Origin of the sequence: Oerskovia flava (assembly GCF_026163685.1) — a bacterium.
GTDB lineage: Bacteria > Actinomycetota > Actinomycetes > Actinomycetales > Cellulomonadaceae > Oerskovia_A > Oerskovia_A flava.
This window is the reverse complement of the sequence record NZ_JAOXSR010000008.1, coordinates 129,749-156,126: the sequence shown is the minus strand read 5'-3', so window position 1 is coordinate 156,126 and position 26,378 is coordinate 129,749. Positions and strand designations below refer to the sequence as shown.

At 72.9% G+C, this 26,378-nt stretch carries 25 protein-coding genes; 4 read left to right on the top strand and 21 right to left on the bottom strand.

Translation table 11 applies throughout. The features are described 5' to 3' along the window. Window positions 1-1,002 carry a 5'-3' exonuclease gene (locus OHL10_RS13865; protein WP_265522818.1) on the bottom strand — a complete coding sequence of 334 codons (1,002 nt, stop codon included), beginning with the start codon at window positions 1,000-1,002 and terminating at the stop codon, window positions 1-3. 149 nt (window positions 1,003-1,151) lie between these two features. Here OHL10_RS13865 and OHL10_RS13860 point away from each other — a divergent pair, with 149 nt between their 5' ends. Continuing rightward, complete coding sequence (locus OHL10_RS13860; RefSeq protein WP_265522817.1) at window positions 1,152-1,523, top strand: VOC family protein; 372 nt, start codon at window positions 1,152-1,154, stop codon at window positions 1,521-1,523. Window positions 1,524-1,529: 6 nt separating this feature from the next. Here the strand turns inward: OHL10_RS13860 and OHL10_RS13855 are convergent, their stop codons facing one another. The 6 genes from OHL10_RS13855 to OHL10_RS13830 all read right to left on the bottom strand — a co-directional run bounded on the left by OHL10_RS13855 (window position 1,530) and on the right by OHL10_RS13830 (window position 6,557). Beyond that, the gene (locus tag OHL10_RS13855) at window positions 1,530-2,186 is read right to left on the bottom strand and encodes a response regulator (RefSeq protein WP_265522816.1); all 657 of its coding nucleotides are present in this window, start codon (window positions 2,184-2,186) and stop codon (window positions 1,530-1,532) included. After that, window positions 2,183-4,249, bottom strand: a complete 2,067-nt coding sequence (locus OHL10_RS13850; protein WP_265522815.1) for a sensor histidine kinase — start codon at window positions 4,247-4,249, stop codon at window positions 2,183-2,185. The genes OHL10_RS13855 and OHL10_RS13850 overlap by 4 nt, the downstream gene beginning before the upstream one ends. Window positions 4,250-4,323: 74 nt before the next feature. Continuing rightward, on the bottom strand, window positions 4,324-5,055 hold the full coding sequence (locus tag OHL10_RS13845) for a hypothetical protein (RefSeq protein WP_265522814.1): 732 nt from the start codon (window positions 5,053-5,055) through the stop codon (window positions 4,324-4,326). A 163-nt stretch (window positions 5,056-5,218) separates the two neighbouring features. Beyond that, window positions 5,219-5,617, bottom strand: coding sequence for a fluoride efflux transporter FluC (locus tag OHL10_RS13840; protein WP_265522813.1), 399 nt, complete (start codon window positions 5,615-5,617; stop codon window positions 5,219-5,221). Next, the gene (locus tag OHL10_RS13835; RefSeq protein WP_265522812.1) at window positions 5,614-6,072 is read right to left on the bottom strand and encodes a fluoride efflux transporter FluC; all 459 of its coding nucleotides are present in this window, start codon (window positions 6,070-6,072) and stop codon (window positions 5,614-5,616) included. Before OHL10_RS13835 ends, OHL10_RS13840 begins: the two co-directional genes overlap by 4 nt. Then, window positions 6,069-6,557 (bottom strand): universal stress protein, encoded by a 489-nt coding sequence (locus OHL10_RS13830; protein ID WP_265522811.1) that lies wholly within the window; start codon window positions 6,555-6,557, stop codon window positions 6,069-6,071. Before OHL10_RS13830 ends, OHL10_RS13835 begins: the two co-directional genes overlap by 4 nt. 163 nt (window positions 6,558-6,720) lie before the next feature. Between OHL10_RS13830 and OHL10_RS13825 the strand changes: the two genes are divergently transcribed. Beyond that, complete coding sequence (locus OHL10_RS13825) at window positions 6,721-7,512, top strand: tetratricopeptide repeat protein (RefSeq protein ID WP_265522810.1); 792 nt, start codon at window positions 6,721-6,723, stop codon at window positions 7,510-7,512. A 7-nt stretch (window positions 7,513-7,519) separates the two neighbouring features. Here OHL10_RS13825 and OHL10_RS13820 read toward each other — a convergent pair whose 3' ends face one another. From OHL10_RS13820 to OHL10_RS13810, 3 genes are all read right to left on the bottom strand, one after another. Then, the gene (locus OHL10_RS13820; protein WP_265522809.1) at window positions 7,520-8,122 is read right to left on the bottom strand and encodes a TetR/AcrR family transcriptional regulator; all 603 of its coding nucleotides are present in this window, start codon (window positions 8,120-8,122) and stop codon (window positions 7,520-7,522) included. A gap of 194 nt (window positions 8,123-8,316) precedes the next feature. Further along, window positions 8,317-9,183, bottom strand: coding sequence for an alpha/beta fold hydrolase (locus tag OHL10_RS13815; RefSeq protein WP_265522808.1), 867 nt, complete (start codon window positions 9,181-9,183; stop codon window positions 8,317-8,319). A gap of 43 nt (window positions 9,184-9,226) precedes the next feature. Continuing rightward, window positions 9,227-10,231: an NADP-dependent oxidoreductase gene (locus tag OHL10_RS13810; protein WP_265522807.1), complete on the bottom strand. Its 1,005-nt coding sequence runs from the start codon at window positions 10,229-10,231 to the stop codon at window positions 9,227-9,229. A gap of 444 nt (window positions 10,232-10,675) precedes the next feature. Between OHL10_RS13810 and OHL10_RS13805 the strand changes: the two genes are divergently transcribed. Continuing rightward, on the top strand, window positions 10,676-11,389 hold the full coding sequence (locus OHL10_RS13805) for an SDR family oxidoreductase (protein WP_265522806.1): 714 nt from the start codon (window positions 10,676-10,678) through the stop codon (window positions 11,387-11,389). Between the two features lie 217 nt (window positions 11,390-11,606). On the opposite strand, the gene OHL10_RS13800 is transcribed toward OHL10_RS13805, so the two are convergent. The 8 genes from OHL10_RS13800 to OHL10_RS13765 form a co-directional block, all read right to left on the bottom strand. Further along, window positions 11,607-12,230, bottom strand: a complete 624-nt coding sequence (locus OHL10_RS13800; protein WP_265522805.1) for a HEAT repeat domain-containing protein — start codon at window positions 12,228-12,230, stop codon at window positions 11,607-11,609. 50 nt (window positions 12,231-12,280) lie between these two features. After that, window positions 12,281-13,495 (bottom strand): epoxide hydrolase family protein, encoded by a 1,215-nt coding sequence (locus OHL10_RS13795; protein WP_265522804.1) that lies wholly within the window; start codon window positions 13,493-13,495, stop codon window positions 12,281-12,283. A gap of 40 nt (window positions 13,496-13,535) precedes the next feature. Continuing rightward, window positions 13,536-14,744 (bottom strand): AI-2E family transporter, encoded by a 1,209-nt coding sequence (locus tag OHL10_RS13790; protein WP_265522803.1) that lies wholly within the window; start codon window positions 14,742-14,744, stop codon window positions 13,536-13,538. 26 nt (window positions 14,745-14,770) lie between these two features. Then, window positions 14,771-15,982: a cation:proton antiporter gene (locus OHL10_RS13785; protein ID WP_265522802.1), complete on the bottom strand. Its 1,212-nt coding sequence runs from the start codon at window positions 15,980-15,982 to the stop codon at window positions 14,771-14,773. 40 nt (window positions 15,983-16,022) lie between these two features. Beyond that, the gene (locus OHL10_RS13780; protein WP_265522801.1) at window positions 16,023-17,141 is read right to left on the bottom strand and encodes a sigma-70 family RNA polymerase sigma factor; all 1,119 of its coding nucleotides are present in this window, start codon (window positions 17,139-17,141) and stop codon (window positions 16,023-16,025) included. Between the two features lie 29 nt (window positions 17,142-17,170). Further along, window positions 17,171-19,441, bottom strand: coding sequence for a SpoIIE family protein phosphatase (locus OHL10_RS13775; protein ID WP_265522800.1), 2,271 nt, complete (start codon window positions 19,439-19,441; stop codon window positions 17,171-17,173). Window positions 19,442-19,546: 105 nt separating this feature from the next. Next, window positions 19,547-21,298, bottom strand: coding sequence for an AMP-binding protein (locus OHL10_RS13770; protein WP_265522799.1), 1,752 nt, complete (start codon window positions 21,296-21,298; stop codon window positions 19,547-19,549). Window positions 21,299-21,340: 42 nt separating this feature from the next. Further along, window positions 21,341-22,126 (bottom strand): 2,3-bisphosphoglycerate-dependent phosphoglycerate mutase, encoded by a 786-nt coding sequence (locus tag OHL10_RS13765; RefSeq protein WP_265522798.1) that lies wholly within the window; start codon window positions 22,124-22,126, stop codon window positions 21,341-21,343. Window positions 22,127-22,348: 222 nt separating this feature from the next. Between OHL10_RS13765 and OHL10_RS13760 the strand changes: the two genes are divergently transcribed. Further along, window positions 22,349-23,395, top strand: a complete 1,047-nt coding sequence (locus OHL10_RS13760) for a LacI family DNA-binding transcriptional regulator (protein ID WP_265522797.1) — start codon at window positions 22,349-22,351, stop codon at window positions 23,393-23,395. Here the strand turns inward: OHL10_RS13760 and OHL10_RS13755 are convergent. The 3 genes from OHL10_RS13755 to OHL10_RS13745 are packed head-to-tail and all read right to left on the bottom strand — an operon-like array spanning window position 23,341 to window position 26,370. Beyond that, window positions 23,341-24,045 carry a DUF624 domain-containing protein gene (locus tag OHL10_RS13755; RefSeq protein ID WP_265522796.1) on the bottom strand — a complete coding sequence of 235 codons (705 nt, stop codon included), beginning with the start codon at window positions 24,043-24,045 and terminating at the stop codon, window positions 23,341-23,343. The genes OHL10_RS13760 and OHL10_RS13755 overlap by 55 nt on opposite strands. Then, on the bottom strand, window positions 24,042-25,400 hold the full coding sequence (locus tag OHL10_RS13750) for an arabinan endo-1,5-alpha-L-arabinosidase (protein WP_265522795.1): 1,359 nt from the start codon (window positions 25,398-25,400) through the stop codon (window positions 24,042-24,044). The genes OHL10_RS13755 and OHL10_RS13750 overlap by 4 nt, the downstream gene beginning before the upstream one ends. Before the next feature lies 1 nt (window position 25,401). Beyond that, window positions 25,402-26,370, bottom strand: coding sequence for a carbohydrate ABC transporter permease (locus OHL10_RS13745; RefSeq protein ID WP_265522794.1), 969 nt, complete (start codon window positions 26,368-26,370; stop codon window positions 25,402-25,404). Between the last annotated feature and the right edge of the window lie 8 nt (window positions 26,371-26,378).

The following is a 26,378-nucleotide window of genomic DNA, read 5'->3' as shown; positions in this document are numbered from 1 at the left end:
TCAGCGTAGGCCGCTGAGCGCGGTGAGCAACCGGTCGACGCTCGAGCGCAGTCCCCAGCGCTCCGCGAGGGCGTCGAGGGCGACCGGGTCTGTCGGGACGGACGGGACGACGTCGGCCACCTCGCCGAGCGGTGCGTCGCGCACCACGTGCACGACGGTGGGCGCCACGTCGAGGTAGTCCGACGCCTCGGTGAGGCGGGTGCGCTGGGTGGCGGTCAGGCCGCGGTCGCCGGAGTCGCGGGCGGCGAGCACCCCGGCGAGGTCGCCGTAGCGGTCGAGCAGCGCCACCGCCGTCTTCTCCCCGATGCCCCGCACGCCGGGCAGGCCGTCGCTCGGGTCGCCGCGCAGCACCGCCATGTCCGCGTACGCCTGGCCGGTGGGCACGCCGTACTTCTCGGCGAGCCGCGCCTGGTCGATCACGTCGAGGTCCTTGACGCCCTTGGTCGGGTACAGCACGCGGACGTGCGCGGCGTCGTCGACGAGCTGGAACAGGTCCCGGTCGCCCGTGACGATCTCGACCGGCGCCGTCCCGGCCGCGACCTCGCGGGCGGCGAGCGTGCCGATGACGTCGTCGGCCTCGTAGCCGGGGCAGCCGACGCGCGCGATCCCGACGGCGGCGAGCACCTCGACGATGACGGGCACCTGGGCGAGGAGCTTCTCCGGGACCTCCTCGCGGCCCGTCGTGCCGGGCACCTCCTCGGCGACCCGGTGTGCCTTGTACGACCCGATCGCCTCGACGCGGAACGCCGGACGCCAGTCGTCGTCCCAGCACGCGACGAGCCGGGCCGGTCGGCGGTCCGCGACGAGGGTCGCGATCATGTCGACGAGCCCGCGGACTGCGTTGACGGGCGTCCCGTCGGGCGCCTTGACCGAGTCCGGCACCCCGAAGAAGGCCCGGAAGTACAGGGAGGCCGTGTCGAGCAGCAGGAGAGGTGCAGCGCCCGACGGCGGTGCGGCACCCGCCGTGCTCGCCGAGGCTGGGTCCGTGCTGGCGTCGCTCATGGTCGTCTCCTGTCGTGGTGGCGCCACCCAACGTAGCGGCATCCTCGGACAGGCGGCGCGCCGGGCGGACCGATGAGTTCGGCCGCCCCGGCCGGTCGGTAGAGGAGCCGCTGCCGGCGCCGGGCCGGCGGTCCAGCCAGGAGGTCATCATGCTCGAGAAGCTGTTCAGCGGGTTCTCCGTGGACGACGTCGAGGCCGCCCGCACCTTCTACCGCGACGTGCTCGGCCTGCCGGTCTCCGGCGACGACATGCTGTGGATCGAGGTGCCCGGCGACTCCGGCGTCCTGCTGTACCCCAAGGGGGACGCGCACCAACCGGCGACCTTCACCGTCCTGAACTTCCCGGTGGACGACGTGCCCGGCACCGTGGCCGCCCTGCGCGAGCGCGGCGTGACGTTCGAGACGTACGAGGGCACACCCATGGCGACCGACGCGGACGGCGTGTTCCGCGGCGGCGGGCCGCTCATCGCGTGGTTCACCGACCCCGCCGGCAACGTGCTCTCCGTCGTCCAGGCCGACTGACCCTGCTCAGGCGGGCGCGTCGGCGCCGCCCAGGCCCTGCTCGCGCGCCCGGACGATCGCCGCCGACCGGTCCGGGACCGCGAGCTTCGCCAGGACGTTCGCGACGTGGTTGCGCACCGTCTTCGGGCTCAGCACGAGCCGCCGCGAGATCACCTGGTTGTCGTACCCGCGCGCCACGAGGTCCAGCACCTCGCGCTCGCGGTCCGTGAGCTCCGGGAACGGCACCCGCGTCGTCGACCGCCCGCCGAGCACGTAGTTCATCGCACGATCGGCGACGGCCGGGGAGAGGATCATCGCGCCGTCGGCCACCGCCCGCACCGCGCGCTCGACCTCCTGCGGGGGCGCCGACTTCACGAGGTACCCGCGGGCACCCGCCCGCACCGACGCCACCACGGCGTCGTCGTCCTCGTGCATCGTCACCACCAGGACCTTCGCGTCCGACCGCGCACGGATCAGGTCCCGCGTCACCTCCACGCCCGACCCGTCCCCCAGGTCGAGGTCCATGAGCACGACGTCGACCTCCCCGGCGTCCGCGAGCACGGCGCGGGCCTCGGCGGCGCTCGCGGCCTGCGCCACGACCTCGATACCGTCGAGCGAGCTGAGCAGCGCGGCCATCCCGATCCGGAAGACGGGGTGGTCGTCGACGAGCAGCACCGAGATCATGCGACGTCCTCCGTGAGCGTCCGGCCGTCCGGAGTCAGGTCGTCCGGGGTGTGGTCGGCCGCGCGGTCGGTCTCGACCGCGCGGCGCAGGGGCAGCGTGGCGCGCACGCGTGTGCCGGGCTCGAGCGGCGAGATCTCGAGCGTGCCGCCGAGCTCGTGCGCACGCTCGCGCATGGACCGCGTCCCGACGCCGGTGGTCGCGCCCGGGTCGATGCCCGACCCCGCGTCGTCGCACGTCACGACGAGCCACCCGGTGCCCGCGCGCGGTGCCCCCGGGTCCGGGGACCGGGCCTCGACCGTCACGCGGCAGGTGTCGGTCCCGGCGTGCCGGACGGCGTTGAGCGCGGCCTCGCTCGCGATCGCGTAGGCGGCCGCCGCGACGCGGGCGTCGAGACCGGGGCACGGGGCGCAGCGCACGTCGAGCGTGAAGCCGCTCTGCGCGTGCCGGTCCGCGAGCTCCCGCAGCGCCGCGTCGAGCCCGAGCTCGTCGAGGACGGGCGGCAGGAGCGAGCGGGACAGCGCCCGGACGTCCTCGACCCGTTGCTCGACCTCGCCCTGCAGGGCGGTGAGCACCTCGGCCGCGGCCCGGGGGTCCGTCGTCAGGGTCGTGCGCGCGGCGTGCAGCCCGAGCCGCAGGCCGCTGAGCCAGGGGCCCATCCCGTCGTGCAGCTCGCGCCGGATGACCTGCCGCTCGGCGAGCCGTGCCCGCGTCGTGGCCTCGCGCGCGAGCTCCAGGTCACGCGCACCCTGCGCGAGCGCGAGGCCGACGGCCACGACGGGCCCGAGCTGTTCGAGCGCGTCGCGCGAGCGTCGGTCGAGCCGCTCGCCCGCACGCGGCGTCACGGTCACGCGGCCGACCGCGACGCCGGCGTGCGTGACCGGCAGCGTCAGGGACCGGTCGCCCGACGGCGCCCAGCCGGTCCCGGCGACCGGTTCACCCGGGCCCGCGTGCCCGACCCCGGCGGGAGCGGACTCCAGCAGCACCGACTCGAGGCGCAGCGCCTCGCGGATCGCGGCGGACAGGCCGGTGAGCAGCTCGCGGGAGGTCGAGGCGGTGGACAGGTGCTGGCCGAGCCGCAGGGCGACGTGTCCGGCGTCGTGCGCGTCGCCGTGGACCAGGGTGCGGACCCGGCCCTGCAGCCACGAGCGCAACGGGTGCACGGCGAGCGCGACGCCGATCGCGGCCACGACCTGCGCGGCGGGCCGGTTGCCGACGAGGGCCGTCGCCGCCGCGACGAGCGCGGCGTACACGACGACCAGGCCGAGCGTCAGCATGGCCGCGATCGTGGCGCGCGAGAGGGCGAGGTCGATGCCCCAGAGCCGGTTGCGGAGCACCGAGACGAGGATCGCGGTGGGGTAGAGCGCCTGGCACGCGAGGTGCACGAGCGGCAGGACGACGACGGCGTCCGGCGCCGCCCACGTCGCGAGCAGCGGCAGGAACGACAGCGCCATGATCGCCGTACCGGCGGCGAGCAGGCCGAGCCCGCGCCGCTCGTCGGGCGGGCCGTGCTGGTGGCGCCACCACGTCGCCGCCGCCGTGACCAGACCCATGACCGTGACGCCCACGATCGCGGCGCGCGGGTCGTCGGGCCGGGCGAAGAGGAAGGCCGCGATCGCCACCACGCCGCCGGCGACGCCGCACCACGCCCAGGGGGTCAGCGGGGTGTCGCGCACGAACCAGGGCACCAGCACGAACAGGCCGACCGTGCCCGGGATCCACGCGACCCCGTAGGCGGCCTGGAGCGTCGCGAGCTCCGGGAGCCCGGGGTAGGCGCCGACGAGGCTGCGCCACGCGCCGCCGAGCGCGGCGAGACCCGCGCCGATGCCGGCGAGCGCGGTGAGCCACCCGACGACGTGGGGCCGTCGGCGCAGGATCACGGCCGCGACCGTGGAGTACACGGCGGCGACCACGGCGTCGACGACGATGAAGAGCAGGTCGCCCAGCCACACCGGTACGCCGGACACCGCCTGCAGGACCAGCGCCGTGACGGCGAGCGTCCACCCGGCGGCGGCCACCGCCGTCGCCGTCCGTGGGAGCCCACCCCGGGCCGATGACCACGTCACGAGGTCACGGTAGGGCTCGGTGCCGCCCCCGGGCCAGGGGGCGGCACGAACCTCACCCGCGACCAGGCGCCCGCTCAGCGTCGGTCGCCGAGCGCGAAGCCCAGCGCGGTGATCGCGAGCCAGACCGGCCCGGTGAAGCCTGCGAGGTACTGCAGGGGCGACAGCCCGGCGACGAGGGTGATGCCGCCGACGACGACGCTCACGACCCCGATCCAGCGCGGTGCGGCGGCGTGCCGCAGCGCGGCGACGGCCAGGGCGGCCGCGCTCACGCCCGCACCGAGCCACAACCAGGGGATCGTCGCGACCCACTCGGAGTAGAACGCCCCGGACTCCGGGACGATGAACTCGGGGTCGGCGAAGGCGAACATGAACTGGGTGTCGAGCCCGGAGCCGAGCAGGCCCGCGACGGAGACGAGCACCAGTCCCCAGCCGGCGACGGTCGGCAGCAACGACCCGGCGGGCGCCTGCACGCCGAGCCGGCGGCTCAGGCCCGCGCCGTAGACCAGCACGAGGACGGCCGCGGCCGCGGTGGCCGTGTGGAAGATCAGGAGCGTGCCGAGCCGGGTGCCGAGGTCGGCGACGATCGCGTCGGGGTCGCCCGCCGTCGCCTCCCAGTTCATGCCGAGCATCATCGACGACAGCACGGACACGAGCCCGAGCACACCACCGGCGACGCCGGTCCAGGCCCAGGCGCGACGGGTCCGCGGCGCGGTTGCTGATGTGCTGGTCGTGGGGCGCGCGGCGGGGCGCTGCGCGCGGGACGGGGTGTCGGTGGCGGCGCCGTCGGGCGCGAGGTCGTTCGTCATGACATGTCCTTCGGTCGGGGCGCCCGAGCGGGCGCGTGGAGCTGACCGACGAAGAGTCGTGCGGGGCCGCGCCCGGGCTCCAGGGGCAGGCGTCCCGACCTCCCGGGCGGTCTCACCGGGACGCTGGGGGGTGCGCTGCGGCTCCCGGAGGTCTCGCAGTGGCTCAGGCGACGAGCGCGACCAGGCCGATCCCGGCCGCGACGGCCGCGACGGTGAGGACCAGCGTGCCGAGCGCGTTGGCGACCGCGAGCCGAACCCGGTCGGACTCGGCGAGGCGCACCGTCTCGACCATCGCCGTGGAGAAGGTCGTGTACCCGCCGCAGAACCCGGTCGCCAGCACCAGCCGCCACGTCTCGACGCCCGATCCCGGGCCGCCGCCCGGGCCGTCCCCCAGCAGCAGGAAGGCCCCGGTGACGATGCCGATCAGCAGCGACCCCGTGATGTTGACGAGCACGGTGCCGAACGGGAACGCGGTCCGGCGCCGCGCGCGCACGAGGCCGTCGACCACGAAGCGGGCGGCGGCACCGAGACCTCCGGCGAGGGCCACGAGGAGGAACGTCACGTCGTCGGCTCCCGTGTCCCTGCGGTGCGCGCCACGATCCGCAGACCGACCCGCCGGGCGAGCAGGATGCCGCCCAGGCAGGCGGCGAGCCCGAGGACGAGCGAACCGACCGCGTACCCGAGGCTGAGCAGCACCTGGGAACCGGCGAGGAGGCGTTCGGCCTCCAGGGCGAGGCTGCTGAACGTCGTGAAGCCGCCGAGTACACCCGTCCCGAGCCCGAGGCGGACGCGCCGCGCCCGCGGCGTCTCCGCGCCGCGCCGCGCGAGCGTCTCGAGCAGCGCACCGAGCAGGAACGCCCCGGCGACGTTCGCGGTGAGCGTCGCGACCGGCAGTCCGCCGACCGGCGCCCACACCTCGGTGAGACCGAACCGCGCGGCCGAGCCCAGCGCCCCGCCGAGCGCCACGAGCGCGACCAGCGAGAGGTCCAGGTGCGCGGGGCGGTTCCGCGCCGTCACGCCCCCTCCGGCGCGGACGCGGCGTCCTGCGGGACGACGACGACCGGCCTCGCCTGGTCGTGGGCGAGGTGACCGGCGACCGTGCCCCCGACGAGGTGGTGCATCCACCCCGTCATGCCGGTCCGGCGCGCCCCGATGACCACGAGCCGTGCGTCCGCCTCCTCCGCCACGCGGGCGAGCTCCGCGGCGGGGGCGCCTGCACCGACCACCGTGCTGACCGTGACACCCGCGGCGGCGCCCCGGGCCGCGGCGTCGGCGAGGACGGCGGGAGCGGTGGTGCCGGGGTCGCCCGCGTCCGGGTCGACGGGCACGGTGACGACCACTCCCTGTGCGTCGGGCGGGAGCCGCACGCGGCCCTCGTCGACCCAGACGGCGACGAGCGAGGTCCGCAGGTCCGCAGCGAGGTCCAGGGCCGCGCCCAGCACCGACTCGGCCTGCGCGCCCGTGAGCCCGACGACGACCGGGCGGGCCGCGTGCCTAGCCATCTGTGACGCCTCCCGCTCAGCCGCTGTGGTCCTCCTCATCGTAGGACGTGGCATCGGGGCGGCAGGTCGCGCAGTCCTTGCCGCCGGAGATTTGTCAGCGCTAGATTCCCGCTGCGACCCGTTGGCCGCCGGTGTACGGGACCGCACGAGGAGAGGCAACGTGATGGCCGAAGGCCGCCCGGACGCGACGCAGTCCGCACTCCGTGAGGACCTTGACGCGCTCGTCTCCATCGATCCCGATCTCTGCTTCGACCTCGCGAACGACCTGACCGCCCTCGGGCACACGGCCGCCGCGATCCCGTTCTACGAAGCGGCGATCCGTGCCGGTGTCGCGGAGGCGCCGTACAACCTGGGCCTCTTGCACCTCGACACGGGCGCGACGGAGAGCGCACTGCGGTGCTTTCGTCAGGCCGCGGAGGTGGGCGATCCGAAGGGAGCTCTGATGCTCGCCCAGGCACTCGAGGATTCCGGAGAGCTCGCGGAGGCACGAGAGTTCCACTCCCGGGCCAAGAGCCTCCCTGGTGCGAGCATGCGACTGGCGCGAGTGCTTCGCGAGCTCGGCGACGACGAGGGCGCGTTGTCCGAGCTTCGTGGCTCTGCGGGGGAGAGCTGGGAGTCCGCTGTCGACTACGCGCTGAGCGGCGAGCTCGACGACGACGCCGCGATCCAGCTGCTCGAGGGGTTCATCGCCCGGGGGGAGCACGGCGTCGCGGTGACGCTGGCAAACTTCTATGACGAGGCGGGGAGGACCGACGACGCCGTCCGAGTCCTCGGACCGGCCGCTCGCGAGGGTGATCTGCACGCCCTCACCTACCTGGGCACGATCCTGCACGCCCGGGGTGATGCCGTCGCCGCGCAGGAGCACTGGCGCTCGGCGAAGGAGCGAGGAGACGAGCTGGCAGCACGCTTGCTCGAGCGGCACGTCGGCACTCCGTCCCCACGCCGCACCCCGTGACGTGGCGTCACTCGGGGAGGAGTACCTGCACCTGGTCCCGGATCTCCCGGACGACGTCGTCGACCGGGTGGGCGGCGTTGATGGTCGCGGCCATGCTGATGAACATGATGGCGGAGACGATGTGTGCCCGGACCGCGGCGTCCTTCGGGCTGGTGCGCTCGTCGCGCAGCAGGACGGCGGCGATCGCTTCCTCGGTCTGCACGGTGAGGGCGAGGGCGTCGCGGTGATGGGGTTCGGCAGGGTCGCCGAAGACGATCTCCCGCAGGTAGGTCCGCCCGTTGTCGACCTGCTTGCGGTTGCACTCCACGACCGGGCGGACGATCGCCATCACCGCGTCGAGCGTGTCGGTGAAGCCCTCGGCCGCTGACCAGCCCTGCTCGAGCGCTTCGGCGTAGAAGGAGTTCTGGACGAGCAGCAGGAGCTCGCCCTTCGTCCTGGCGTACAGGAACAGCGTGCCCGCACCGATGTCGGCCTTCTCGGCGATCTCCTGGGTGGTGACCTCGTCGACGCCGCGCTCGGCGAACAGCTCGCTCGCGGCGGCCACGATCCGTTCCAGCTTGGCCTGCTTGTTCCGCTCGCGCCGTCCGACCGGCTGGGAGGTGAGTGGCATGGCTGCCCTCCTTCGTTGCTGAGCGGGCTCGGATGTGCCGGCGCTCATTCTTCCACGGCGACCAGGGGCGTCCCGGAGAGGCGCCGGTGCGGACCGCGTTCCGTCGCCGGAGGCAGCACTGTCGAAGAGGCGAACGCCTTCTTCGTCGGGTGCCGTGTCGCAGCCATGCCCCAGCCTCCGGTCGGTCGGTGCGGTCAGCGGCCGAGGAACTCGGCGGCGACGGGGGCGAACTTCTGGTGGAACTGGAAGATGCCGCCGTGCCCGGAGTCGGGGTAGATGACCAGCTCGGAGCCCTTGATGCGCCGGTGCAGGTCCTCGGAGAGGACCGTGGGCACCATCCGGTCGTTGTCGCCGTTGGCGATCAGGGTGGGTTGCGTGAGCGTCGACAGGTCGGACGGGGCCGAGCGCCCGTACCTCTGGATCGCCTTGAGCTGGGTCCGGAACCCCTTCATCGAGATGTCCTTGTCGCGGTCGACCGTGCGCTCCTTGAGGCGGTCGATGAACGCGCGGGCGGCGGGCTTGCCGGTGGCGTTCCGGTGGAAGAACAGGAGCTCCTTCGGGTCCTTCCGGGTCAGGGTCGCGCGCAGGACGTCGTAGTAGGTGGTGGCGACGATCTTGTCGATGTCCTTGCCGCCCCGGGGTCCGGTGCCGGTCAGGACGAGCTTGCGGACCAGGTCGGGGTGCTTGACCACGAGGTCTTGCGCGATCATGCCGCCCAGGGAGAAGGAGAAGATGTCGATCGTGTCGAAGCCGAGGGCCTTGATGAACGTGTAGGCGTCGTCGGCCATGGCCTCGACGTCGTCGGGGACGCTGCCGGTGGAGGCGCCGACGCCTCGGTTGTCGAAGGTGATGACGTGGCGGTTCTGCGCGATGGGGTCCACGATCCGGGGGTCCCAGTTGTCCAGCGTCGCGGCGAGGTGCACGAAGAACACTACGGGGATCCCACCCTTCGGGCCGAGCTCCCTGTAGGCGTAGGTGACGCCGCCGGCGGTGATGGTGCGGGTCGGGGCGTGCGCGTACGAGGTGACGACGGGTTGGTTCGACGTGCTGGCGGTGCTCATGATGTCTCCTGCTTCCTGGTCGTTCGACGGGTGAGGAGGGCCTTCAGGCCCCGGTGATGACGGACTTGCCGCGGACGCCGCCCTTGCCGAGCGACTGCACGGCCTGCACCGTCTCGTCGAAGGCGAAGACCCGCCCGACGACGGGGCGCAGCACGCCCTCGTCCACGAGGGCCGTGATCTGGCGGAGCTGCTCGCCGCTGGCGTGCACAAAGAGAAACTCGTAGGTCACCCCGAGCCTCCTCGCCTGCCGGCGGATCTTTCCGCTGAGCGCAGCCATGGCGAGGCGCATCACCGGGTTCAGGCCCTTCTCCCGGGCGAATGCGGGGTCGGGCGGCCCGACGATCCCGATCACCTTGCCGCCGGGACGCAGCACCCGGAGGGACTTCTCGAGGGTCTCCCCGCCGACGCTGTCCAGCACCAGGTCGTACCCGTCCAGGAGCTGCTCGAAGTCCTGGTTGCGGTAGTCGATGACGCTGTCGGCACCCAGCTCCCGGACGAAGTCGGCGTTGCCGGCGCTGGCCGTGGTGGCGACCGTGGCGCCGAGGTGCTTGGCGAGCTGGATCGCGATGGTCCCGACGCCACCGGCGCCGGCGTGGATCAGGACCCGCTGCCCCGGCTGCACGTTGCCCCTCTCGACGAGCGCCTGCCACGCGGTCAGGGCCACAAGCGGCAGAGAGCCCGCCTCTTCCAGGCTGATCGACGCGGGCTTGAGGGCCACCTCGGCCTCGGGTACGGCGATGCGCTCGGCGAAGGTTCCGATGCGGTCGATGCGGTCGAGGCGGGGCTGGGCGTACACCTGGTCGCCGAGGGCGAGCTCCCGCACCTTCGCACCGACGCCGATCACCGTTCCGGCGACGTCGCTGCCCATGACCTGCGGCAGCTCGTACCGGAGCAACGTCTTGTACGACCCCTGCCGGATCTTCTCGTCCACGACGTTGAGCCCGGCGGCCTGGACCTGGACGAGCACGTCGTGCTCTCCGACCACTGGCTCGGGGACGTCCGCCTCCTGCAGCGGCTCCTTGTACTTGCTGACGACAAACGCTCGCATGATGACTCCTTCTTCGTGGTCTGGTGGTGTTCGGCCCGGGCTTGTGCTGAGGACGGATGGTGCCGCGGCGTGCGTTGGCGGCGGAGAAAGTCCCGCGCGGCGACGGCCTGGTCTCGTCCGATCCCATTGAGCCGAGCAGGCTCAATCATGAGGCTACTCAGAAATAAAGTCAAGAGGCGAGCGTGTGGGGCGTCGATGCCACGTGACCGCGCGCCAGGAGCGAGCGAAGCAGGACGGGCGCGATCGGATCTTGGCTGCCGCCACCTGTGTGTGCGTCCGTCGGTGCCGCAGCCGCGGCACTGCACGGGTCGCTGCGATCACCCACGCCGGCGTCCTCCTCGCGGCCTGGAATAGATTATGACGGCGATCAGTTATGAGCACAGTCACTAGCGCGGCGCACGTTTCGCCCTGACACCCCACCGCACACGAAAGCAGGAACCCCTCATGCCGTCACTCGACGGAGCAGTCGTCCTCGTCACCGGAGCCAACGGCGGGATCGGCACCACGTTCGTGCACGCCGCGCTCGCCCGTGGCGCGGCGAAGGTCTACGCCACGGCCCGCAACCCTCGCACCTGGGACGACCCGCGCGTCGTCCCCCTGGCCCTCGACGTCACCGACCCCGTCTCGATCCAGGCGGCCGTCGAGGCGGCGCCGGACGTGACCGTCCTCATCAACAACGCCGGCGTGTCGGCCTCCAGCCCCGGGATCCTCACGCACACCGACGAGGAGATCCGCCAGAGCGTCGAGACGAACTTTGTCGGACCGCTCCTCCTGGCTCGTGCGTTCGCACCGATCCTGTCGGCGAAGGACGGGGCAGCCATCATCGACATCCACTCGGCCCTGAGCTGGTACGCGGTCGCCGGCATCTACAGCGCGACCAAGGCGGCCCTGTGGTCCGCGACCAACTCCCTGCGCCTCGAGCTCGCCCCGGCGGGGGTGCACGTCGTCGGCGTGCACGTCGGGTGGGTCGACACCCCGATGGCCGCGGGAACCACCGATCCCAAGGTCGACCCTGCCGACCTCGTGCGCAGCGTGCTCGACGCCACCGAGGCGGGGGAGCACGAGGTCCTCGCTGATGAGACGTCCGTCCGGGCCAAGGCCGGACTCAGCGCTCCTCTGGAAGCCGTCTACCCGGAACTGGCCGCCGCCAAGGCCTAGCCTGCTCGCCGGTGGCGCCGTGGTCGCGACCTGTCACGACTGCGGTGCCACCGCCTGCCTCCACCGACACCCCTACCGGTGTCCCGAGACCGACGCCTCGTGCGTCAGCGCGAGCGCCGCTCCGTCACAGAGTTTCTCGACGACGAGGACGCGATCTACCTGCTCGAGGGGGTGCATCGCCCGGGCGAGAATGGTGTCGCGTGACGCGGGGAACGGCTCACGCGAGCGCAGACAACGCCCGTTGCGCCTTCTTGCGCACCCACGCACGATCGTCACCCAGCATCCGTTCAAGACCCGCGCGAGCCGCGGGGACCTTGATCCGTCTGAAGAGCCCGCTCAGAGCACTGACCGCGTGGCCGTCGACCGTAGGGTCGTCCAGAAGATGAACCAGGACGGCACCCACCTCAGGACGCTTGGACTTCGCCAAGCCGAGGACCAGCATCTCGCGAGCCCTGCCGAAGCGCTGATCACGCGCCAGCGACACCAGGTCGTCGAAGAAGGAGTCGTCCCAGAGGACCTCAAGAGCGTTGCCGATCGTCCACCGCAAGCCCAACCCGCTCTCGTCCTCGACCTGCCGGAACCGTGCAATGAGCGGACCGGTCGCGGCCGGCCTCGCCCACGGCACGCTCAGCGCCCTCACGATCTCTTCCATGTCCTTGTGGCTGGTCGCTACCTCGAGACCGGAGAGGAGCGCAGGAATCGCCTCTCGATAGCGAAGCCCTGACCGCCGGAGATCAGCCAGTGAGTTGAACTCGTAGCCAACCTCAGCCAGATCTTGTAGGACTCTTCCCCCGACGGGCTCGGTGCAGTCCTGACAGGACTCGTTCGCGGCATCGTTCACGGACGGCAGCGTATGCGCCGAGCGGCGGCTCCTCGTCGGGCGACTCGCGGTCAGCGCAGGTCGGCGAAGAACTCGCGGACGTCTGCGGTGAGTGCCTCGGGCTCTTCCATCGCCGCGAAATGGCCGCCGCGCTCGGGGATGTCGGTCCAGCGCGTGATGTGGTGCTCACCCTCGGCGTAGCGGCGGATGCCGACGTCGTGCGCGAACGTGATGACCGCCGTCGGGACGTCCGTCGGGGTCTTCTCCTCACCCCACGCCGACTCCTGGGCGTAGCCGACGTACGCCGACGACGCACCGGTGTTGCTCAGCCAGTAGACCATCGCGTTCGTCAGGAGCCGGTCGGTGCCGAGGACCTCGTGGGGCAGTGCCTCGCGGGGGTGCGTCCACTCGCGCAGCTTGTCGACGATCCAGGTGAGCTGGCCGACGGGGGAGTCGGCGAGCGCCGCCCCGAGCGTCCCGGGCCGGGTCGACTGGATGGAGATGTAGCCGAACTCCTCGGTGACGAAGCGGCCGATGCGGTCGACCCTGTCGCGCTCGAGGTCGGTGAGCGACGCGCGCTCGTCGTCGTCGAGCTCGTGGAACGGGGTGCCGACGTTGCCGTTGAGGTGGACGCCGACGACGTCGCCGGTGCCGTCGTCCGTCCGGGTCACCCGCGCGACCTCCGGTGACACCGCCGCACCGATGTCACCGCCCTGGACGCCGTACCGGTCGTAGCCGAGGCGCCGCATGAGCTCCGCCCAGGCCGCCGCGGTCCGGGTGGTGTCCCACCCGGCGTTGTGCACGGGACCGGAGAAGCCGAAGCCGGGCAGGCTGGGGATGACGACGTGGAACGCGTCGGCGGCGTCGCCGCCGTGCGCGACGGGATCGGTGAGCGGGCCGATCAGGTCGAGGAGCTCGACGAACGATCCCGGCCATCCGTGGGTGAGCAGCAGCGGGAGTGCGCCGGCGTGCCGCGAGCGGACGTGGACGGCGTGGACCTGCAGGCCGTCGATCTCCGTGGTGATCTGGGGGTACGTGTTGATCGCGGCTTCCTGGGCGCGCCAGTCGTACTCCTCGAGCCAGTAGGTGACGAGCTCGCGCTGGTACGCGACCGGGACGCCGGTCTCCCAGCCGTCGCCGGGCAGCGGCGGGGCGAACCGTGTGCGGGCGAGGCGGTCGTGCAGGTCGTCGAGAGCCGCCTGGGGGATCTCGAGCCGGAAGGGCCGGACGGCGGTCGTCGGGACGAGGGAGGCCGCGGCGGCGGAGGCGCTGGTCGTGGTGTCCATGTCTCCGACACTAGGGACAGTAGAGGTCAGATTCGGTCCTCTACTCGACCCCGTCGGCGTGGCGCTCGTCGACGGTGCGCGCGGCCTCTCGAGCGGCTCTCCGGTTCGACCGTCGACGAGGGTCGTCGTTGTCGTTCTCCGGATCGTGGAGCATGTGCGACTCGACGAGCTCGTGCCGTTGGAAATAGGTGTTGGCGATCGCCTGGATGGTCGCCGCGATCGGCAGTGCGAGGAACGCTCCCAACGCGCCGAACACCGCGCCGAAGGCGAGGACCACCACGAAGGAGACCGCCGGGTTCATCTCGAGCGCACGGGCGGAGATCTTCGGCGAGAAGTACAGGTTCTCCAGCTGCTGGTAGGCGACGATGAAGATGAGGACGGCCAGCCCCTGCGGGAGGCCCTGCGACGTCAGGGCGACGACGATCGGCAGCGCACCGCCGATGTACGTCCCGATGGTGGGGACGAACTGGGACACGACCCCGGTGAAGAGCGCGAGCGGCAGGGCGTAGGGCGTCTGCAGGATCAGCAGGAACACGAAGGTGAAAACGCTCGAGAGCGCGGCGAGCACGATGCGTGAGTTGATGAAGTCCGAGACCTTCACCTGCGTGATCTCCCACATCCGCAGCACCTCGGACTGCCGGTTCGGCGTCAGCCGGGCGCAGATCGCGGCACGGAACCGTGGCCCTGCGGCGAGGAGGTAGTAGGCCACGAGCATGATCGTGAGGAAGGCGAAGATCCCGCCCAGGAGCGTGGTGCCGACGATCAGCGCGCCGGACGCGACGTCCTCGCCGAACTCGGTCAGGCCCTGCCGCAGCAGGTCGTCGGAATCGGGGATCTCGATGTCGAACCGGGTCGCGATACCAGTCTGGATCGACTCGTAGAGCGTCGGGATGGTCCGCATGAGCGCGATGAGCTGCTGCACGAACAGGTTGCCGAAGAGCGCGAACATGGCGATCACGGCCACGACGCCGCCGATGAGGGAGATGCCTGCCGCCGCGCCCCGGCGCCAGCCGTGCCGGACGAGCCACACGACGATCGGCTCGAGCGCGAGAGCGATGAAGAACGCGATGAGGATGTTCACCGCCAGCCCCCGGAGGGTGCCCATCGCGTACCAGGCGAAGATCCCGACGAACACCGCGACGACGACCATGACGAGCCCGCGGGCGAACCACCGAGGCGGCCTCGCCGAGCCGTGCGCGAGCGGGCGCGTGCTGTCGGCGGCCGGCGTCCCCGGGCTCGTGCTCGTCATAGACGCAAGGTAGCGGACTGCGCCGCCTACCTGGTGACCGGCACTCCGTCGGGGTCGAGGACCTCCGGTGCCGGCGAGCGCACACCGAGCAGACGTGCGACGAGCGGCCCCGTCAGCCCGTAGACGACGGCGGTGAGCAGGACCACGCCGAAGACCACGGGTACCAGGGCCTCGAACGGTTCGCCGGCGTCCTCGAACCGCAGCGCGAACACCGACGCCGTCGACGCCGCGACGATCCCGCGCGGCGCCATCCAGCCCACCATGGCGCGCTCGCGCAGCGTCAGCACGCTCCCGGCCGTCGCTGCGGCCGCGACGAGCGGGCGCAGCACGAGGACGAGCAGCGCCACGATCACCAGCGTGGGCAGCGCGTACGCGGCGAGCGCGCCGAGCTCGATGCGGGCGGCGAGCAGGATGAACAGGGAACCGATGAGCAGCAGGCCGATGTGGCTGCCGAACTCGTGCAGCGGCTCGATGTCCGCCCAGCGCTGGTTCGCCAGCACCAGCCCGAGCACCGTCGTCGCGAACAGCCCGCCCTCCTCGTGGATCGACTCCGCGACCGCGTACGTGCCGAGGGCGGTCGCGAACGCGAGGGCGACCTCGGTGGCGCGCGGGACGGGCGTCCACCTGATCAGGGCGACGTACGCGGCCGCCGCCACCGTCCCGGTGAGCACACCGCTGATCATCGTCGATCCGAGGTGCGCGCTCTCGGCGTGCAGCGCGACGTTCGCGACCGTGAGCGCGACGGCCGCCCCGATCGGGTCGATGAAGATCCCCTCGAACGCCAGCACCGACTCGAGCGGCTGCTTCGGGCGGATGACCTGCAGCAGCGGTCCGACGACGGTCGGCCCGGACACGATGAGGATCGCCCCGATCACCCCCGCGTGGGACAGCGGGAGGTCGAGCACCAGCCAGGCGATCGCCGTCGCGCCGAGGCCCGTGAGGACTGCGCCGAGCGTGACCAGCAGGGCGACGGGCCGCCGGGCGCCGCCCCGCAGGCGGGCCCGGTCGAGCTTGAGCGACTCCTCGAAGAGCAGCAGCCCGACCGCGAGCGAGACGAGCGGGAACAGGGCGTCCCCCAGCAGCTCGTCAGGGTCGACGAGTCCGAGCACGGGCCCGGCGAGGAGGCCGAGCGCGAGCAGCACGAGGACCGACGGCACCCTCAGCGCACGTGCGACGACCTGCCCGGCCACGCCGAGCGCCACGACGACCGCGAGCCCGGGCACGAGGGTGCTCTCCATGACGACATGGTGGTGCCCAGGTGCCCGGGCCGCCAGCGGGTCAGGTGTCGAGGCGCTCCGGGAGCCCGAAGCGGGGGAACCACGTCCCGGTGTCGAGGAACGCGTTGATGCCCGTCACCCGACTGCCCTCGGTCTCGATGACCTGCAACGCCCAGGGCTCGTGCCCGCCGTCGGCGCTGCGCCGGTACTGGCCGAACGCGATGGAGCCGTTCGCGCGCACGGGGACCATCCGGGAGCCCTCGCACTCGTGGCCCGGGCCGACCATCCACCGCACGATCTCGGTGGGTCCCTGCAGCCACAGGGCGTAGGGCGGCATCGACAGCGTCGCGTCCTCCCGGAGCAGGGCGACGAGCGCGTCCATGTCGTAGCGCTCGAACGCGTCCATGTATCGCTCGAGCAGAGCCTGCTCGGCGGCGGCCAGGTGCTGCTCCTCGTCGGCCGGTGAGGCGTCGTCCGACGCCCCGCCGTCCGCGGTGTCGCTCGACCAGCGGGCGCGTGCCGTCATCGTCGCCCGAGCACGCTGCAGGGCGCTGTTGACCGAGGGGACCGACGTCTCCAGGAGGGTCGCGACCTCCGATGCCTGCCAGCGCAGGACCTCCCGCAGGATCAGCACGGCCCGCTGCTTGGGCGGCAGGTGCTGCAGCGCTGCGACGAACGCCAGGCGGATGCTCTCGCGGCCGACCGCGACGTCCGCCGGGTCTCCCTCGCGGGGGAGGACCTGGTCGTCGGCGACGGGCTGGACCCATGTCTCCTCGGGCAGCTCGAGGCCGAGGTTCGACAGCTCGGCGGTCTGCGCCGCGCCCAGGCCCATCGGTCGTTCGCGTCGTCCGCGACCCGACAGGGCGTCGAAGCAGACGTTCGTGGCGATCCGGTAGAGCCAGGACCGCAGCGACGAGCGGCCCTCGAAGCGCTCGTAGGCCCGCCAGGCGCGGACCATGGTGTCCTGGACCGCGTCGTCGGCCTCGAACGAGGACCCGAGCATCCGGTAGCAGTAGCCCGTGAGCTCGGCGCGGTACGTCTCGAGGAGGGCTCCGAGCTCCTCCTCGGAGGCGACGACCGGACGGTCCCCCGGCGCGCGCGCCCCGTCCTTCGTCGTGGTGCCCTGGGTGGTGGCGAGATCCGTCATGGTGTCCCTCTCGGCGTCCGTGAGCCAGACCACACACGCTACTCCTGCGGTCCGACACGACCTCAGGTCGGGGTGCGGGACCGATCCATCTCGAACCAGACCGTCTTGGCCGGACCGGGCCGCGGCTCCGACGCGTGGTGCGGCGCGGTGACCGGGTGCCGTTCGACCCCCCAGCGGCTCGCGTAGCGCTCGAGGAACTGCACCCCGCGCCCGCCGGGCTCGTGCGGCTGCGGGTACTTCACGGTCGGTTCCCGCGGCGAGCTGTCCTGCACACCGACCCGGACGCGCTGGTGGTCCGACTCCACGACCACCTCGAGCGGCGGCTCGCCGTGCTCGAACGCGTTGGTGAGGATCTCGCTCGTGAGCAGCATCGCCGTGCGCCGGGCGTCGCGGGACATCTCGCAGCTCTCCAGGACGTCGTCCACCCACCGGCGGGCCGGGGCGATGGCGGCCGAGGAGTACGGGACCGGGCGGGCGACGAGGGCAGGTTCGCCGCCGACGGGCCCCGGGACCCCGATCCCGTGCCGCACCCGGACCGCGAGCACCGCGATGTCGTCCCGCTGGCGCTCGCCGACCAGCCGACGCACCAGGGCGGACGGCAGCGTGCTCGTCGACCCCCCGTGGTGCTCGCCGAGCGCGGCAGCGAGCCGTTCGATCCGGCTGCCGATCGACGTGCCGCGCCGCTCGACGAGACCGTCGGTGTACAGCAGGAGCGTGTCCCCGGGGTGCAGGACGGTCGAGTGGTCCCGGCGGGACGTGCCCGGCACGAACCCGAGCATGAGGTCGGGGTCGCCGTCGAGCACGTCGACCCGGCCGTCGTCGCGCAGGACGAGGGGCGGCAGGTGGCCCGCGTTCGACCACGTGAGGTCGTAGGACACGCCGCGCACGACCTCCGGCTCGGGCTCGGCCGCGTGCGTGCCGCGGCGGCGTGAGCGTCGCTGCGGCGCCCGGGGGACGTGCCGGTCCATGCGGGCGACGACCGCCGTGCCGCTCGCCTGCAGCGCGAGCCCGCTGTTCGCCTTGTCGAGCATCCGCAGCAGCGTCGCCGGCGCCTCGTCCTGGCTCCACGCGAAGGTGCGGAGCATGGAGCGCAGCTGGCCCATCTCGGCGGCCGCCCGCATGTCGTGGCCCGTGACGTCGCCGATCATGAGGACCGCCGCGTCGTCGTCGAGCACGACGGCGTCGTACCAGTCGCCCCCGACCTGGTCCGTGCGCGTCGCGGGCGAGTAGGTCGAGGCGAGCTCGAGGTTGCGCACCTGGGGTAGTGCGGTGAGCATCGCGGCCTGCAGGGTCTTGGCCGCCTCGCGGCGCTCGTCGAGGAGCCGCACGCGCTCGAGCGCGTGCGCGGTGTAGGTCGCGAGAGCGAGCTTGACCGACATCGACTCCTTGTCGAAGTCCTTCTCGGCGTCCCACGCGAGGGCGAGGACACCGAGCAGCCGAGGACCGGACAGCACCGGGATGAACGCCCGCGCCCCGACGGACGTGTCCACGAAGTCCCGGGTGGCCGGGAAGCTCGCCACGAGCTCGTCGGTGCTGCGGAAGCAGACGGTCTCCTGCGTGCGCGCGGCGTACGCGCTCGGCCGCGGGTCGTCGAGCCGCACCCGGCGGTAGGACCGGGAGAGGCGCGGCTCGAGGTGGTCGAGCGTCGTGTAGGTCATGCTCTTGCGCCCAGGGTCGAGGAGCGCGAGACCCGCGTAGCGCGCGCCGATCCCGCCGGCGCCGACGATCGCGAGGGTCTCCACGACGTCCTCGACGGACTGGGCGTCCCCGAAGGCCTCGCTCAGCTCGAGCAGGAGCCGGTTGCGGCGGGTGGCCTGCAGCGCGACGTGCTGCATCCGCCGCGCGCGCTCCCGCTCGACCCGCAGGCGCAGCTCCGACGTGCACGCCGCGGCGAGGTCGGTCAGCGTGGCGAGCTGCGTCTCGGTCCACTCGTGGGGGACGGCGTCGATCGCGCACAACGAGCCGACGGCGCGGCCGCGCTGGTCGAAGATCGGGAAGCCCGCGTACGCCACGACACCGAGCGCGTCGATGGCGGGGTTGTCCCGCAGGGCGGGCACCGCACGGGCGTCCTGGACGACGAGCGGCTGCCGGGTGTCGACGACGAAGCGGCAGAACGAGTGGGTCAGCGGGATGCGCCGCTCGGTCTGCACGGGCTCCGGCAGCCCGAGCGCCCCGGGCAGGACCTGCTCGTCCTCGAGCACGAGCGCGACGAGCGCGGTGGGGACCCCGAGCTGGCGGCGCACGAGGCGCGCGAAGCGGTCGAAGGACTCGTCGGCGACCGGCTCGCCGAGGCCGGCCTCGACGAGATCGCGGACCGCCTGGACCTCCGTCACCGGGCCAGTATTGCCCGCTACGCGGTGTCGGCGCACGATGTGTCGCGGATTGCCCCGAACGGAACGCCCGGTGCGGGCGGACTTCACCCGCTGCGTCCGGTTCCCTCAGCGCCCGCGCAGGAGGTCCTCGCGCACGACGCGCCGCAGGACCTTGCCGATCTGCGAGCGCGGCAGCTCGTCGACGGCCACGACCTCCTGGGGGAGCGCGTACCGGGCGAGCCGGGACTCGCCCCAGGCCCGCACCGCGGCGAGGGTCGGGGCGGACGTCCCCGGCTCGGCGACGATCGCGGCGACGACCTGCTCGCCGGACCGGTCGTCGGGCAGCCCGACGACGGCGACGTCCGTCACGCCCGGCATCTCGCGCAGGTGGTCCTCGACCTGGGAGGGATAGACGTTGAAGCCGCCGGTGATGATGAGCTCCTTGATGCGGTCGACGAGGGTGACGACGCCGTCCGTGTCGACGGTGACGACGTCGCCCGTGCGCAACCAGCCGCCGTCGAGCAGCTGGGACGCCGTCTCCTCCGGTCGGTCCCAGTACCCCGAGAACACCTGCGGCCCGCGGACCAGGAGCTCGCCGCGCACGGTGCCGCCCTCGTCGGGGACGGCGTCGGTCACGCCACTGCTCTCGGCGCTTCCGCCGCTCTCCGTGTCCTGTGTGACGACGCGGATGTCCGTGCTGGGGAACGGCAGACCGAGCGTCCCCGGCCGGCGGTCCGCGGAGCACGGGTTGCCGAGCGAGACGGGCGACGACTCCGTCATGCCGTAGCCCTCGATGAGCAGGCCGCCCGTCGCGCGCTCCCACCGCTCGGCCGTTCCCGGGGTGATGGGCATGGCGCCGGCGAACGCGAGCTCGATGGAGCGGAGCCCGACGCCGGCGCGCTCGGCCGCGTCGACGATCCGGCCGAACATCGGGGCCACGCCCGGCAGGAACGTCGCGGGCCGACGCCGCTGGGCGGCGACGACGGCCTCCGGGTCGAACTTCGGGAAGGCGACGAGCGTCGCTCCGATGCGGGCCGGAAGGGTGAGGCAGAACGTCAGGCCGAACGCGTGGAAGAACGGCAGGATCCCGTAGACGACGTCCTGCCCGCCGTGGAACTGCGCCCACGCCTCGCCCTGCACGACGTTCGCGACGAGGTTGCGGTGCGTGAGGACCGCTCCCTTGGGCACGCCCGTGGTGCCGCCGGTGTACTGCAGGAGCGCGACGTCGTCGCCGGTGGGCGCGGGCCGGTCCGCCGACGGTTCGAGCGGGACGGCGGCATCGACGAGCCGGTCCCAGCGGGGGACGTCGTCGGGTACCGGCCCGGTCATCGCGGCCCGCAGCGCACGGGCCTTCCGCACGGGCAGACGCAGCGCGAGGCGCGAGCGCAGGGGCAGGTCGCCGGTCAGGTCGACCGCGACGACCGCGCGGACGGGGTCCTGTGCGCCGAGGGACGTGCGGGCCGCAAGCACGGCGGGCACGGCCACGCGCCACACCAGGGCGACGCTCGCGCCCGAGTCCGTGAGCTGGTGCGCCAGCTCCTCGGCGGTGTAGGTGGGGTTGTGCTCGACGGCGATCGCACCCAGGCGCAGGACGGCGTAGAACGCGACGACGTGGGACGTGCAGTTGGGCAGCACGAGCGCGACGCGGTCGCCGGGACGGACGCCGAGCGTGTGCAGCGCCGCGGCGGCGCGGTCGACCTCGGCGTCGAGCTGCGCGTAGGTCGTCGCCTGCCCCATGAAGTCGACGGCGACGCGGTCGGGCCATCGCTCGGCGGCGCGGCCGAGCGCCGCGGTGACGGGTTCGTCGGGCACGTCGACGGTCGCAGGGACACCGGGGGAGTAGCGGTCGAGCCACGGCCGCGTCGCCAAGGAGTTCACGTACCACACGGTAACTTACGGATGCGTAGGTTGTGTGCGGCCCTACGTCCCGCCACGCGCGTCGAGAACCTCGAGGGCGACCTCGGCGCCCCGCGCGTCCAGGTAGGTCCCGCCCCGGGGGACCGGGCGGAGCCCGCCGTCCGGCGTCTGCTCGACGTGGTGCACCAGGGGGTGTCCGGTCGGGATGTTGAGGTCCTGCACCTCCTCGGGCGTGAGCCGGTCCACCAGCAGCGACAGCGCGCGCAGGCTGTTGCCGTGCCCGACGACGAGGACGCTGCGGCCCGCGGCCAGGTCCCCCTGGAGCTCGGCCCAGAACGGGGCGAGCCGGGCGACGACGTCGGCGAGCGACTCGGTGCCACGGCGCAGGGCCGCGCGGGCGGCGTCGGGCAGGCGCAGCAGCACGTCGTCGACGAGCGTGTGCGCGCGGGTGCCGGGCTCGAGGGGTGGTGGCCGGTGGTCGAGCGAGCGGCGGTACTCCCAGTAGGCCGCCTCGCCGTGCTCGGTGCGCACGGTCTCGCGCAGCTCGGCGGTGAACGCACCGTAGTGGCGTTCGACGAGCCGCCAGTCGACGTCGAGCGGGGGCGGTCCGGGCAGCGTGGCGGCGACGATCGAGGCGGTGGCCGACGCGCGCACGAGCGGGGAGGTCACGACGCGGGCCGGCGTCAGTGCGGGGTCGCGACGGACCGCCTCGGCGAGGTGCGCCCCGGCCGTGGCCGCCTCGTCGGCGCCGCGGGCGGACAGCGGCACGTCGAGCATGCCGGTGAAGCGGTTCTCGGCGTTGTACGTGCTCTGGCCGTGGCGGAGGAGGACGAGGGAGCCGAGGGTCATGCTGCCAGCGAACCAGCCCGGGTCGATCCGCTCAACCCCGGCCGGGCCACAGCGTTCTACAACGTTGTAGGATCGTCCTTCCCCGCGGCGGGTCGACCGTGACACACTCGCGGACGTGGGACCCGGTGACGACGTCGTGGCCGGGACGTGGTGGCACGGGAGGCTGACGCGGTGAACGGGGCGAGGAAGAACGGCACGACGCCTGGGCGCGGTGCGGTGACGATGAACGACGTCGCCACGCGGGCGGGCGTGTCGATCAAGACCGTGTCCAACGTCGTCAACGGCTACCCCCACATCCGGCCCGGCACGCGGGCACGCGTCGAGGAGGCCATCGAGGCCCTCGGCTACCGCGTCAACATCTCGGCGCGCAACCTGCGCCAGGGCCGCACCGGCATCGTCGGACTCGCCCTGCCCGAGCTCTCCCTGCCGTACTTCGCCGAGCTCGCCGACTCCGTCATCCGTGCCGCCGAGCAGCGGGGCGTGATCGTCCTCATCGAGCAGACGGGTGCCGTGCGCGAGCGGGAGCTCGAGGTCCTCACGAGCGAACGGCGCCAGCTCACCGACGGCCTCATCTACTCCCCGCTCGCGCTCGGCCCCGAGGACGGGGCTGCGCTCGACGTCCCGTACCCCGTCGTGCTCCTCGGCGAGCGCATCTTCGGCGGGCCTGCCGACCACGTGACGATGAACAACGTGGAGGCTGCGCGTGCCGTCACCGAGCACCTCCTCGGGATCGGCCGTCGTCGTATCGCGGTGGTCGGTGCGCACGAGGGGGAGGCCGTCGGCTCGGCCGCGCTGCGAGTGCGCGGCTACCGCGAGGCGCTCGAGGCGGCAGGCGTGGCGTACGACCCCGCCCTCGTCGCCGAGGCCGGGCTGTGGCACCGGTCGACGGGTGCCGAGGCGATGGCGCGGCTCCTCGACGCCGGCGTCGAGATCGACGCGGTCTTCGGGCTCAACGACGCCCTAGCGCTCGGCGCGCTGCACGCCCTCCACGACCGCCGCGTCGACGTGCCCGGCGAGATCGCCGTCGTCGGGTTCGACGACATCGAGGACGCCGCCTACGCGTCGCCGACGCTGACGACCGTCTCGCCGGGGCGCGAGCAGATCGCGCGCACGGCGATCGACCTGCTCCTGGCGCGGATCCAGGACAGCAGCGAGCGCCCCTACGAGCGGGTGATCGCCGACTTCGAGATCGTCGAGCGCGAGTCCACCGCGGGTCAGAGCGCGAGCGTGCCCGTCGCGGCGGTCCCGGGGCGCTCGATCCTCGCCTGAGCGGGTGACGTGGCGGCCGCGCGGTCGATCACGTCGAGCCAACGGTCCACCAGCAGCCCACCGAGCAGCAGGGGAAGGCTGAGGGCCACGAGCGGCGCGAGGACCGACACCGCCGTGCAGGCCATCACCACGACGACGGTCGTGACCGCCACGGCGAGCGCCGTCAGCGGGGACAGCAGCGGGGCGAGCGCCACGAACCGCAGGGTGCGGCCGACGGGCTCGTCGTAGCGGCGCAGCGTCGGCGGGACGTAGGCGAGCGCGACGAGCAGGTACACGGCGAGCAGCACGACGCCGCCGAGCAGGAGGGCTGCCACCGGTCCGCCGTCCAGGGGTGCGACGGCGCGCAGCACCAGGAGGTCGGCGGCGACGAACGCACCGGCGCACCAGAACGGCACCCCGACGAGGACCGACCGCCGCCACCCGCGGGCGAAGGCGGACCAGAAGTCGCGCCACAGCCGGTCGGACGGGTCGCCGGCCGCCAGCCGCGCGAGCAGCCGGCCTCCGGCGTCGAGCGCGGGGAAGAGCCCGCCGACACCCAGCCCGACGAGCGTGCCCAGCCCCACGAGCAGGTTCACCGCGACGAGGTGCGCGGCCACGCGCAGGAACACCATGACGCGGCCCGCCCAGCCGCCGGGCTCGCCGTCGATCATGATCCGACCCGCGTGCCGACCGTGACGACGCCCCGGGCGTCGAGGGCCGTGAACGACAGCGCCCGCTGCCCGCGCACCGCGTCCCACGACGGGAGGACGACGACGTCCCACGGCCCAGCGTCGGCCGTCGCCCAGGCGGGGGGCGCGGCCAGGGTGAAGCGCCCGCGGCCGTGCGCCTCGGCGTCCGGGAGGCCGGTACCGGTCTCGGTGACCTCGCGGGACAGCGTGACCTGGTCGGTCGGGCCGTCGAACGTCACGACCTCCCACGTGCCGAGGAGAGCCGCGGCGTCGTCGGGCCACGCGTCCTGGTCGTCCTCTTCGCGGTCGCCCGCCCACGGCTGCGGCGACACGAGCGGCCAGCCGCCGTGCGTCCACACGAGCCGCCGGGACTGGACCTCGTGCTCGGTCGGTGCGTCGCCGTCGCGCACGTGGTGCACGAACACCTGGTGGTCCGGGGTGGTGACGACCGAGCCGTGCCCCGGGGCGAGCCAGCGGCGGCCACCGGTGAGCCGGTGGCTCGCCAGGACCGTGGTGCCCACCCGCGTCGGGTCGGTCTCCAGGTCCGTCAGGGCGTGCCCCCGGGCGTCGCGCCACGGACCGGTGACGTCCGGCGCCACGGCGGCGCGCACGTGGTAGGTCGAGGAGAGGGAGTCGTAGGACACCAGCATCGCCCAGCCGCCTCCCGGGCGCGGCAGGACGAACGCGCCCTCGACGGCCCCGTCGACGGCGGCGGGCCGGCGGGCCAGGAGCACGCCCGGCGAGGAGGCGGGCGCCCCGGGCCGCCGCGCGTCGAGCGCGAACCCGGTCGCGGGATCGAGCTCAAGGGCGTGGATACCGCCGAAGAACGATCCGTAGACGAGGTGGTGCGCGCCCTCGGGCGTCACGACGAGGTTGGCGTCGATCGCGTTGGGGCCCGGGGTGTCGTGCCGGCTGACGACGACGAGGCCCTCGTCGGTCCACGGCCCGCCGGGGTGCGCGGCGGTCGCGAGACCGATCGCCGATGTCCGGGACCCGAAGGTCGACGCCGAGTAGTACATCCGCCAGACCGCGCGACCGGGGCCGGGTGTGACCCGGACGACGTCGGGCGCCCACAGGCCCTCCGCGCCGGACCACCGGCGCGCGGGTTCGGGGACGCCGTCGAGCGCCCAGCCGTGGAACTCCCACGTGACGAGGTCGCGCGAGCGGCGCACCTGCACGCCGCCGCGCACCGGCCCGGTCGAGCAGGCGTCGGTGGAGAACAGCCAGTAGGTGCCGTCGTCGTCCGTCACGGCCGTGGGGTCGTGGGCGTGCCGCCCGCCCCACGCAGACGTGTCCGGATCGGGCAGCGAGGTATCGACCAGGGCGGTGGAGGTCATGTCAGCCCTTCGTCCCGGTGAGGGCGACCGACTCGATGATCTGCCGCTGGAAGATGAGGAACACGATGACGATCGGCAGCAGCGCGACGAACGACGCGGCCATGATGAGCGGGTAGTCGCGCTGGGTGGCGAACTCGACGTTGAGGTTGGCGATGACCACCTGCAGCGTCTGCTTCTCCTCCGAGTTCAGGTAGAGGATCGGCGCGAGGTAGTCGTTCCACACCGTCATGAACCACAGGATGAACTGCGCCGCGATCGCCGGTCGGATGATCGGCAGGATCATCACGCGGAAGATCTGGAAGTACGACGCGCCGTCGATCTTGGCGGCCTCGACGACCGAGTTCGGCACCGACTCCAGGTACTGGCGCAGGAAGAACACCATGATGATGTTCCCGAACACGGCGGGGACGATCAGCGGCAGCAGGGTGTCGACCCAGCCGATCTTCGAGAACATGACGAACTGCGGGATCATCAGCGTCGGGAACGGGATCATGATCCCCGACAGCAGCGCCAGGAAGATGACGTTCTTGTGCGGCAGCCGCATCTTCGCGAGCGCGAACGCCGCGAGGGCCGACGTGAAGGACCCGAGGACGGTCACCGTCGTCGCGACGATGAAGCTGTTCCGGAAACCGGAGAGGATCGGCGCCTCGGTCCACATGCGCACGAACGTGTCCCACTGCGGCTCGGACGGCCACAGGACGGGAGGCAGCGCGAAGACCTCCTGCGTGGTCTTCACCGCCGTGGTGAACATCCACAGCAGCGGCGCGATCATCACGACCGCGCCGAGGGCGAGGACGACGAACAGGATCGCGTTGACGACCCGGTTCTCGGAGGTGGCGGAGCCCTGTCGGGAGGGCATGGACGCCCCGATGGTGCGGGGCGCGCCGTCGGGGTCGGTGCCCGTCGGGTCGGCGCCGGCGAGGACGGCAGGAGCGGTGGCCGGGACGGGGCCCGGGTCGATGCTGGTCACGTGGTGTC

Coding starts and splice junctions, on each gene's coding strand:
- OHL10_RS13865 (WP_265522818.1), bottom strand. CDS start 1,002: ATGAGCGACGCCAGCACGGACCCAGCCTCGGCGAGCACGGCGGGTGCC.
- OHL10_RS13860 (WP_265522817.1), top strand. CDS start 1,152: ATGCTCGAGAAGCTGTTCAGCGGGTTCTCCGTGGACGACGTCGAGGCC.
- OHL10_RS13855 (WP_265522816.1), bottom strand. CDS start 2,186: ATGATCTCGGTGCTGCTCGTCGACGACCACCCCGTCTTCCGGATCGGG.
- OHL10_RS13845 (WP_265522814.1), bottom strand. CDS start 5,055: ATGACGAACGACCTCGCGCCCGACGGCGCCGCCACCGACACCCCGTCC.
- OHL10_RS13830 (WP_265522811.1), bottom strand. CDS start 6,557: ATGGCTAGGCACGCGGCCCGCCCGGTCGTCGTCGGGCTCACGGGCGCG.
- OHL10_RS13825 (WP_265522810.1), top strand. CDS start 6,721: ATGGCCGAAGGCCGCCCGGACGCGACGCAGTCCGCACTCCGTGAGGAC.
- OHL10_RS13820 (WP_265522809.1), bottom strand. CDS start 8,122: ATGCCACTCACCTCCCAGCCGGTCGGACGGCGCGAGCGGAACAAGCAG.
- OHL10_RS13815 (WP_265522808.1), bottom strand. CDS start 9,183: ATGAGCACCGCCAGCACGTCGAACCAACCCGTCGTCACCTCGTACGCG.
- OHL10_RS13810 (WP_265522807.1), bottom strand. CDS start 10,231: ATGCGAGCGTTTGTCGTCAGCAAGTACAAGGAGCCGCTGCAGGAGGCG.
- OHL10_RS13805 (WP_265522806.1), top strand. CDS start 10,676: ATGCCGTCACTCGACGGAGCAGTCGTCCTCGTCACCGGAGCCAACGGC.
- OHL10_RS13795 (WP_265522804.1), bottom strand. CDS start 13,495: ATGGACACCACGACCAGCGCCTCCGCCGCCGCGGCCTCCCTCGTCCCG.
- OHL10_RS13790 (WP_265522803.1), bottom strand. CDS start 14,744: ATGACGAGCACGAGCCCGGGGACGCCGGCCGCCGACAGCACGCGCCCG.
- OHL10_RS13785 (WP_265522802.1), bottom strand. CDS start 15,982: ATGGAGAGCACCCTCGTGCCCGGGCTCGCGGTCGTCGTGGCGCTCGGC.
- OHL10_RS13765 (WP_265522798.1), bottom strand. CDS start 22,126: ATGACCCTCGGCTCCCTCGTCCTCCTCCGCCACGGCCAGAGCACGTAC.
- OHL10_RS13760 (WP_265522797.1), top strand. CDS start 22,349: ATGAACGACGTCGCCACGCGGGCGGGCGTGTCGATCAAGACCGTGTCC.
- OHL10_RS13755 (WP_265522796.1), bottom strand. CDS start 24,045: ATGATCGACGGCGAGCCCGGCGGCTGGGCGGGCCGCGTCATGGTGTTC.
- OHL10_RS13750 (WP_265522795.1), bottom strand. CDS start 25,400: ATGACCTCCACCGCCCTGGTCGATACCTCGCTGCCCGATCCGGACACG.